Annotated in this window: 9 protein-coding genes; 4 read left to right on the forward strand and 5 right to left on the reverse strand. The window is 66.5% G+C overall.

Features of this window, described 5'->3' with window-relative positions; translation table 11 throughout:
• Positions 1-10 precede the first annotated feature (10 nt).
• Both glyS and glyQ read right to left on the reverse strand, forming a co-directional pair.
• Positions 11-2,065: a glycine--tRNA ligase subunit beta gene (gene glyS, locus AS93_RS0101560; RefSeq protein ID WP_027588938.1), complete on the reverse strand. Its 2,055-nt coding sequence runs from the start codon at positions 2,063-2,065 to the stop codon at positions 11-13.
• Positions 2,065-3,012 (reverse strand): glycine--tRNA ligase subunit alpha, encoded by a 948-nt coding sequence (glyQ, locus tag AS93_RS0101565; RefSeq protein WP_027588939.1) that lies wholly within the window; start codon positions 3,010-3,012, stop codon positions 2,065-2,067. The genes glyS and glyQ overlap by 1 nt, the downstream gene beginning before the upstream one ends.
• A 134-nt stretch (positions 3,013-3,146) precedes the next feature.
• Between glyQ and AS93_RS0101570 the strand changes: the two genes are divergently transcribed.
• The 4 genes from AS93_RS0101570 (at position 3,147) to AS93_RS0101585 (ending at position 5,749) form a co-directional block, all read left to right on the forward strand.
• On the forward strand, positions 3,147-3,707 hold the full coding sequence (locus AS93_RS0101570) for a DNA-3-methyladenine glycosylase I (protein WP_027588940.1): 561 nt from the start codon (positions 3,147-3,149) through the stop codon (positions 3,705-3,707).
• A 147-nt stretch (positions 3,708-3,854) separates the two neighbouring features.
• A complete protein-coding gene (locus tag AS93_RS0101575) occupies positions 3,855-4,742 on the forward strand; it encodes a lysophospholipid acyltransferase (RefSeq protein WP_027588941.1) in 888 nt (295 codons plus the stop codon).
• Positions 4,739-5,026 carry a hypothetical protein gene (locus AS93_RS0101580; protein ID WP_037008361.1) on the forward strand — a complete coding sequence of 96 codons (288 nt, stop codon included), beginning with the start codon at positions 4,739-4,741 and terminating at the stop codon, positions 5,024-5,026. Before AS93_RS0101575 ends, AS93_RS0101580 begins: the two co-directional genes overlap by 4 nt.
• 75 nt (positions 5,027-5,101) lie before the next feature.
• Positions 5,102-5,749 carry a 7-cyano-7-deazaguanine/7-aminomethyl-7-deazaguanine transporter gene (locus AS93_RS0101585; protein ID WP_027588943.1) on the forward strand — a complete coding sequence of 216 codons (648 nt, stop codon included), beginning with the start codon at positions 5,102-5,104 and terminating at the stop codon, positions 5,747-5,749.
• A gap of 71 nt (positions 5,750-5,820) precedes the next feature.
• Here AS93_RS0101585 and AS93_RS0101590 read toward each other — a convergent pair whose 3' ends face one another.
• The 3 genes from AS93_RS0101590 to rsmB are packed head-to-tail and all read right to left on the reverse strand — an operon-like array spanning position 5,821 to position 8,864.
• Positions 5,821-6,138 (reverse strand): tetratricopeptide repeat protein, encoded by a 318-nt coding sequence (locus tag AS93_RS0101590; RefSeq protein WP_027588944.1) that lies wholly within the window; start codon positions 6,136-6,138, stop codon positions 5,821-5,823.
• A gap of 30 nt (positions 6,139-6,168) precedes the next feature.
• A complete protein-coding gene (trkA, locus tag AS93_RS0101595) occupies positions 6,169-7,542 on the reverse strand; it encodes a Trk system potassium transporter TrkA (protein ID WP_027588945.1) in 1,374 nt (457 codons plus the stop codon).
• A 38-nt stretch (positions 7,543-7,580) separates the two neighbouring features.
• The gene (rsmB, locus tag AS93_RS0101600) at positions 7,581-8,864 is read right to left on the reverse strand and encodes a 16S rRNA (cytosine(967)-C(5))-methyltransferase RsmB (protein ID WP_027588946.1); all 1,284 of its coding nucleotides are present in this window, start codon (positions 8,862-8,864) and stop codon (positions 7,581-7,583) included.
• Between the last annotated feature and the right edge of the window lie 2 nt (positions 8,865-8,866).

Here is an 8,866-nt window from a genome sequence, read left to right on the forward strand (position 1 = left end):
CGATCGTCACCTAGCCGAGCAGCGAGATGTCCGCCACGCCCAGGAACAGGCCGCGCAGCTGCGCCAGCAGGGCATAGCGGTTGGCGCGCACGCTGGCGTCCTCGGCATTGACCAGCACCTGATCGAAGAACGCGTCCACCGGCTCGCGCAGCTTGGCCAGACGCTCCAGCGCCTCGCGGTAGCAGCGCGCGGCCGCCAGCGGCTGTACGTCCTGCAGGGCATGCTGGATGGCAGCATTCAGCGAGAACTCGCTGGCGTGGTCGAAATAGCGGGCCTCGACAGCGGCTGGAAGCTGGCCTTCCTGCTTGCTCAGCAGGTTGGACACGCGCTTGTTGGCCGCGGCCAGCGAGCCGGCTTCCGGCAGCGCACGGAACGCCTGCACGGCCTGCACGCGCTGGTCGAAGTCCAGCGCGGAACGCGGCTGCACGGCGCGCACCGACAGGTAGGTGGAGACGTCGATGCCTTCGTCCTCGTAGCGAGCGCGCAGACGGTCGAAGACGAACTCCAGCACCTGTTCGGCCAGGCCGGCGGCCTTGACCTTGTCGGCGTACTGGGCGACGGCAAACTCGACGGCTTCGACCAGGTCCAGGTCCAGTTGCTTCTCGATGAGAATACGCAGCACGCCGAGGGCGGCGCGGCGCAGGGCGTAGGGGTCCTTGGAGCCGGTGGGCAGCATGCCGATACCGAAGATGCCGACCAGGGTATCCAGCTTGTCGGCCACGGCCACGGCAGCGCCGGTCAGGGTCTGCGGCAGCTCGGCGCCGGCGCCGCGCGGCATGTACTGCTCGTTGAGCGCCAGGGCGACGTCGTCGGCTTCGCCGTCATGCTTGGCGTAGTAGTAGCCGGCGATGCCCTGCATTTCCGGAAACTCGCCGACCATCTCGGTGGCCAGGTCGCACTTGGAGAGGATGCCGGCGCGGCGGGCGTTGTCCGCATTGCCACCGATGCGTTCGGCGACGAAACCGGCCAGCGCCGAGACGCGTTCGGCCTTGTCCAGCACGGTGCCCAGCTGCGCCTGGAACACCACGTTGGCCAGGCGCTGGTTGAAGCTTTCCAGCTTCTGCTTCTTGTCCTGCTTGAAGAAGAACTCGGCGTCGGTGAGGCGCGGACGCACCACCTTCTCGTTGCCGGAAACGATCTGCGCCGGGTCCTTCGATTCGATGTTGGCCACGGTGATGAAGCGCGGCAGCAGCTTGCCGTGGGTATCCAGCAGGCAGAAGTACTTCTGGTTGTCCTGCATGGTGGAGATCAGCGCTTCCTGCGGCACGGCCAGGAAACGTTCTTCGAAGGAACAGACCAGCGGCACCGGCCACTCGACCAGCGCGGTCACCTCATCCAGCAGTGCCGGCGGCACGATGGCGGTGCCGTTCTCGGCCTTGGCCAGTTCGGCGACGCGGGATTCGATCTGCGCGCGGCGCTCGGCGAAATCAGCCAGCACGTAGGCGCTGCGCAGATCTTCCACGTAGCTGTCCGGACGGCTGATGCGCACGTCGTGGTTGGCATGGAAGCGATGCCCGCGCGAGGTGCGGCCGGCCTTCTGGGCAAGGATCTCGCACTCGACCACGCTGTCGCCGAGCAGCATCACCAGCCAGCGGGTCGGACGCACGAATTCTTCCTTGCGATCGGCCCAGCGCATGCGCTTGGGGATCGGCAGGGCATTGAGCGACGCTTCGACGATGCCCGGCAGCAGGGCCACGGCGGGCTGGCCGGCGATGCGCTGGGAGAAGCGCAGCTTGGCGCCGCTGCGGTCGATCTCCGCGAGGTCCACGCCACATTTGCGGGCAAAGCCCAGGGCGGCCTGGGTCGGGTTGCCGTCCTTGTCGAAGGCGGCCTGCACCGGCGGGCCATCGAGGTTCACTTCACGATCGGGTTGCTGCACGGCCAGTTGGCTGACCTGCACGGCCAGCCGGCGCGGCGCGGCGTAGTAGCAGGCAGTGGCATAGGCCAGGCCGGCGTCCTTCAGGCCCTTCTCGATGCCGGCCAGGAAGGCTTCGGCCAGGCTCTTGAGCGCCTTGGGCGGCAGCTCTTCGGTGCCCAGTTCGACCAGAAAATCTTGTGCGCTCATTATTCGGCCTCCTTCAGCTTGGCCAGGACTTCGTCACGCAGTGCGGGGGTGGCCATCGGGAAGCCGAGGCGGGCGCGGGCCAGCAGGTAGCTCTGGGCGATGTTCCGCGCCAGGGTGCGCACACGCAGGATGTACTGCTGGCGGGCAGTCACCGAGATGGCGCGGCGCGCGTCCAGCAGGTTGAAGCTGTGCGAGGCCTTGATGACCATTTCGTAGGCGGGCAGCGGCAGCTGCTGCTCCATCAGCCGGTTGGCCTCGGACTCGTAGTGGTCGAACAGCTCGAACAGCTTGTCGACGTTGGCGTGTTCGAAGTTGTAGGTGGACTGTTCCACCTCGTTCTGGTGGAACACGTCGCCATAGGTGACCTTGCCGAACGGGCCGTCGGAGTAGACCAGGTCGTACACTGAGTCCACGCCTTGCAGGTACATGGCCAGGCGTTCCAGGCCGTAGGTGATCTCGCCGGTCACCGGGTAGCACTCCACCCCACCCACCTGCTGGAAGTAGGTGAACTGGGTCACCTCCATGCCGTTGAGCCAGACTTCCCAGCCCAGGCCCCAGGCGCCCAGGGTCGGCGATTCCCAGTTGTCCTCGACGAAGCGGATGTCATGCACCGAGGTGTCCACGCCGATGCGGCGCAGCGATTCCAGGTACAGCTCCTGGATGTTGGCCGGGTTGGGCTTGAGCACCACCTGGAACTGGTAGTAGTGCTGCAGGCGGTTGGGGTTCTCGCCGTAGCGACCGTCGGTCGGCCGGCGGGACGGCTGCACGTAGGCGGCGTTCCAGGTTTCCGGACCGATGGCGCGCAGGAAGGTGGCGGTGTGGAAGGTGCCGGCGCCCATTTCCATGTCGTAGGGCTGCAGGATCACGCAGCCCTGTTCGGCCCAGAATTGCTGCAGGGCCAGGATCAGGTCTTGGAAGGTGCGCACGGCGGGCGTAGTCTGGCTCACGGAATTTCACCTGTGCTGATGCGGGGAGAAGCGTCCCGGCCGGATGAAGCCTGGTGGATCCGACAGGCGCTTTGACGACGTTCAAAGCCGCGAAGTATATCCGAATGACCGGCCCTCGATGCTAGGAAACACCGATGCCACGCTGCGCCTGGTGCACTGACGATCCGATCTACATCGCCTACCACGACCGCGAATGGGGCGTCCCCCAGCGCGATCCGGCGGTGCTGTTCGAATTGCTGATCCTGGAAGGTTTCCAGGCGGGACTGTCGTGGCTGACCGTGCTGCGCCGGCGTGACTATTTTCGTCAGGTACTGCACGGTTTTGACCCGCAGCGTCTGGCCAGTTTCAGTGACGAGGACATCCTGCGTCTGCTGCAGGATCCTGGCCTGATCCGCAATCGCCGCAAGCTGGAGGCGGTGCGTGGCAACGCCCGCGCCTGGCTGCGCATCGACGCACCCGCCGACTGGCTGTGGTCGTTCGTCGGCGGCACGCCGATAATCAACCGCCCTGCGCATATCGGCGAGGTGCCGGTACACACCCCCGAGGCCGAGGCGATGAGCAAGGCCTTGAAGAAGGCCGGCTTCAGCTTCGTCGGGCCGACCATCTGCTATGCGCTGATGCAGTCGGCCGGCATGGTGATGGACCATGTCGTGGATTGCTCGCGTCACGCCGAGCTCAGCCAGCCGCCGCGCTAGTCGGCGAGCCTTCCCGACCCGGATTGCGCTTGCGCGGGATGCCCCTGTGAAAGATCCTTGCCGCCCCGGCCTGATAGCGGCTGGCCATTTTTTTGCAATGAACGTTTCGTGATGACGAAATGCCATTCCTGTAGAGAGGAAACGCGTGTGGAAAGAATCAAGGGAGCCCTGGCAGTCGGTTTCCTGAAGCTGCTGGCCCTGTTGCCCTGGCGCGCCGTGCAGGCGCTGGGCTCCGCCGTGGGCGTACTCATGTATCGCCTGCCGAACCGCTCCCGCGAGGTGGCGCGCATCAACCTTGAACGCTGTTTCCCGGAGCTTGACCCGGCCGCCCGGGAAGCCCTGCTGCGCGACACGCTGAAAGCCATTGGCAAGACCTTCACCGAAAGCGCCTGCGCCTGGATCTGGCATCCGCAGCGCACGCTGCAGAAGGTGCGTGAAGTGGAGGGTCTCGACGTCCTCGAGCGGGCCCTGGCCTCGGGCAAGGGCGTGGTCGGCATCACCAGCCACCTGGGCAACTGGGAAGTGCTCAACCACTTCTACTGCTCGCACTGCAAGCCGATCATTTTCTACCGTCCGCCGAAGATCCAGGCGCTCGATGACCTGCTGGCCGCGCAGCGCACCCAGATGGGCAACCGCGTGGCACCTTCCACCAAGGAAGGCATCCTCAGCGTGATCAAGGAAGTGCGCAGTGGCGGGCAGGCCGGCATTCCGGCCGATCCGGAGCCGAGCCGCAGCAGCGGTCTGTTCGTGCCCTTCCTGGGTACCCAGGCGCTGACCAGCAAGTTCGTGCACGGCATGATCAGCGGCCACAAGGCGGAGGCGCTGTTCCTGCATGCGGTGCGTCTGCCCGACGGCTCCGGTTTCAAGGTGATCATGGAAGCCGCTCCGGAGGCCATGTACAGCGAAGATGCACAAACCGCCGTGGCGGCGCAGAGCGAGGTCATCGCACGTTATGTGCGCGCCTACCCGGACCAGTACATGTGGACCATGAAGCGCTTCAAGCAACGCCCCGAGGGTGAGGCGAAGTGGTATTGACTGCTGTCAGCGGCGACCGCCGTCGCCATTCGCGTACGCCGCTCTACTGGCATATCCGCGTCTGGCACGAGAGCTTCGGTGAAAAGGACGCACATACCCGGGACGTATCCGCCGTGGGTGTCTATGTGGAACTGCGCGAGCTGGTCAGGCTGCCGGTGGGTACGCGCCTGAAGGCGCAGATCCAGGGACTGCCATCCCCCGCTCCGGTGCTGGAGATGGAGATTCAGCGTACCGACGAGCGCGGCGCCGGTCTGCTGTTCATCCTCAATGACGCGCGCGGCTGAAAGCCGCTAGAATGCCGCCCGCCCCAAGCGGGCTTCATGGGTTCCCTCACCCCAGGTCAAAAAAAGGATCATCCGATGCCGTTGCCTACCCTGGCGGTCCAGCGTGCGCTGGCCGTGCTTATCGCGTTTCACATCCTCATCATCATCGCCAGCAACTACCTGGTGCAGATCCCGGTCAGCCTGTTCGGCTGGCACACCACCTGGGGCGCCTTCAGTTTCCCGTTCATCTTCCTGGCCACCGACCTCACCGTGCGTCTGCTCGGCAAGCAGGTTGCGCGGCGGGTGATTGCCCGGGTCATGCTGCCGGCGCTGCTGGTCTCCTATGGGGTCTCGGTGCTGTTCCAGGAAGGCACCTACCGCGGCGTCGCGGCCTTGCTGGAGTTCAACGACTTCGTGCTGCGCATCTCGTTGGCCAGCTTCGCCGCCTATGTGGTCGGCCAGTGGCTGGACATCCAGGTGTTCGACCGCCTGCGTCGTCTGCGCCAGTGGTGGGTGGCGCCCGCCGCCTCGACCACGCTGGGCACGCTGGTGGACACCTTCGTGTTCTTTTCGGTGGCCTTCTGGAACAGCAGCAATGCATTCATGGCGGCCAACTGGGTGGAGATCGCCGCAGTGGACTATGTGATCAAGCTGGCCATCAGCCTGGCGCTGTTCGTGCCGCTCTACGGCATGCTGCTCAACGCGCTGATGCGACTGCTGCCGGGGCACCCGGCCACGGTGTAATCGCTGGTGGTGGCCAACGCTGTGCGTTGCCCACCCTACGGTGCGTCTCCGTGTAGGGCGGTCGGCGCTGTTTACGAGCGCGCCGGCTTGTCCAGCTTCTTCAGGAACACCGTCATCTCCTTCTCGGCCTGCTTGTCGCAGTGACCCTGCGCCGCCTGCAGGCCCTGTTGCCAGGCCTGGCGCGCGCCGTCGAGGTCGCCGCTGGCCTGCAGCGCCTTGCCCAGCAGCTTCCAGGCGGCGGAATACTTGGGGTCCTGCGCCACGCAGCGGCGCAGATGCTCGGCGGCCCTGGCCGGATCGCCGGCATCCAGATAGCCCTTGCCGAGCCCGAAGCGCAGCAGCGGGTTGTCGATTCCCTTGGCGAGCATGTTTTCCAGCGATGCGAGCATGACGGCGGTCTCCGTGCGGACCCGCTCACCTTAAAAGAATGCCAACCCCACTTGGAAGAGCCGTTCCACATCGCGGATATGGCGTTTGTCCATCAGGAACAGGATCACGTGGTCGCCGGACTCGATCAGGGTGTCGTCGTGGGCGATCAGTACTTCCTCGTCGCGGATCACCGCGCCGATGGTGGTGTCCGGCGGCAGGGCGATATCGCGGATGCGCCGCCCCACTACCTTGCTGGACTTGGCGTCGCCATGGGCGATGGCCTCGATGGCCTCGGCGGCGCCCCGGCGCAGCGAGTGCACGCTGACCACATCGCCACGGCGCACGTGGGTCAACAGCGTGCCGATGGTGGCCAGCTGCGGGCTGATGGCGATGTCGATCTCGCCGCCCTGCACCAGGTCCACGTAGGCGGTGTTGTTGATCAGGGTGATCACCTTGCGCGCGCCCAGGCGCTTGGCCAGCAGCGAGGACATGATGTTGGCCTCGTCGTCGTTGGTCAGCGCCAGGAACATGTCCGCGTCGTTGATGTTCTCTTCCAGCAGCAGGTCGCGGTCCGAGGCGCTGCCCTGCAGCACGATGGTGCTGTCCAGCACTTCCGAGAGATGCCGGCAGCGCGCCGGGCTCTTCTCGATGATCTTCACCTGGTAGCGGCTTTCGATGGCCTCGGCCAGGCGCTCGCCGATGTTGCCGCCGCCGGCGATCACCACGCGCCGGTAGCTGTCTTCCAGGCGACGAAGCTCGCTCATCACCGCGCGGATGTTGCCGCGCGCGGCGATGAAGAACACCTCGTCGTCGGCCTCGATCACCGTGTCGCCGCGCGGCACGATGGCCCGGTTGCGCCGGTAGATGGCCGCCACCCGAGTGTCCACGCCGGGCATGTGGGCGCGCAGTTCCTTGAGCTGCTGGCCGACCAGCGGCCCGCCGTAGTAGGCCTTGCTGGCCACCAGCTGGGCCTTGCCATCGGCAAAGTCGATCACCTGCAGGGCGCCGGGGTATTCGATCAGGCGCTTGATGTAGTTGGTCACTACCTGCTCGGGACTGATCAGCACGTCGACCGGGATGGCCTCGTTGTCGAACAGCCCGGCGCGGGTCAGGTAGGCGGGTTCGCGCACGCGGGCAATCTTGGTCGGCGTGTGGAACAGGGTGTAGGCCACCTGGCAGGCGACCATGTTGGTCTCGTCGCTGTTGGTCACCGCCACCAGCATGTCGGCATCGTCGGCGCCGGCCTGGCGCAGCACGGTGGGAAACGAGCCGCGGCCCTGAATGGTGCGGATGTCCAGGCGATCACCCAGCTCGCGCAGGCGGTCGCCGTCGGTGTCGACCACGGTGATGTCGTTGGCCTCGCTGGCCAGGTGCTCGGCCAGGGTGCCACCCACCTGGCCGGCGCCGAGAATGATGATCTTCACCTGTTAGCTCCGTTAGCAGGCCACTGAGAGGTCAGCCACTAGCCGCGCGGGCCAGCGGCAATCTTCATCAGCTTGGCGTAGTAGAAACCATCGTGGCCGTCCGGCTGCGGCAGCAGCTGGCGTCCGTGGGCCGGTTTGATGCCGAAGTTGCCCGGAATATCCAGTTCGCGCGCGCCCGGCGTGCGCGCCAGGAAGGCGTCGATGTTAGCGCTGTTTTCCTCGGGCAGCACCGAGCAGGTGGCGTAGAGCAGAATGCCGCCGACCTCGAGGGTCGGCCACAGGGCATCCAGCAGTTCGCTCTGCAAAGTGGCCAGGGCACTGATGTCCTCGGCCTGGCGGGTGAGCTTGATGTCTGGATGGCGGCGGATTACCCCGGTGGCCGAACAGGGGGCATCCAGCAGGATGCGCTGGAACGGCGTGCCGTCCCACCAGGCGGCGATGTCGCGGCCATCGGCGGCGACCAGCGTGGCCTGCAGGCGCAGGCGATCCAGGTTTTCACGCACTCGGGTCAGGCGCAGCGGCTCGGCATCCAGCGCGATCACCTCGCCCAGGCCCGGCTCGCGCTCCAGCAGGTGGCAGGTCTTGCCGCCCGGTGCGGCGCAGGCGTCCAGCACGCGCTGGCCGGGCGCCAGTTCCAGCAGGCCGGCGGCCAGCTGCGCGGCCTCGTCCTGCACGCTGACCCGCCCCTCGGCGAAGCCCGGCAGGCCGGTGACGTCGCAGGGCTGCAGCAGGCGGATGCCGTCGGCGCTGAACGCGCAGGGTTCGGCTGAAAGGCCGGCGGCGCGCAATTCGTCCAGATAGGCGTCGCGGCTGCCGTGGCGCCGATTGACGCGCAGGATCAGCGGCGGGTGCAGGTTGTTGGCCGCGCAGATGGCTTCCCAGTGCTCCGGCCAGTCGGCCTTCAGGCGCTTCTGCAACCAGCGCGGATGAGCGGTGCGGCTGACCGGATCGCGCTCCAGTTCGGCGAACAGCGCCTCGCCTTCGCGCTGGGCGCGGCGCAGCACGGCATTCAGCAGGCCCTTGGCCCAGGGCTTCTTCAGCTTGTCCGTGCAGCCAACCGTTTCGCCGATGGCGGCATGCGCCGGGACGCGGGTGTGGAAGAGTTGGTAGAGGCCGACCAGCAGCAGGGCCTCGACATCGCGATCGGCGGCCTTGAACGGCTTCTGCAGCAGCTTCTCGGCCAACAGCGCCAGGCGCGGTTGCCAGCGGGCGGTGCCGAAGGCCAGTTCCTGCACCAGTCCGCGGTCGCGGGCTTCGACGCGCTCGAGCAGCGGCGGCAGGCTGCTGCCCAGCGAGGCGCGGCCCTGCAGGACGGCCGCCAGGG

Origin of the sequence: Pseudomonas sp. RL, from assembly GCF_000647775.1 — a bacterium.
GTDB classification, from domain to species: domain Bacteria; phylum Pseudomonadota; class Gammaproteobacteria; order Pseudomonadales; family Pseudomonadaceae; genus Serpens; species Serpens flexibilis.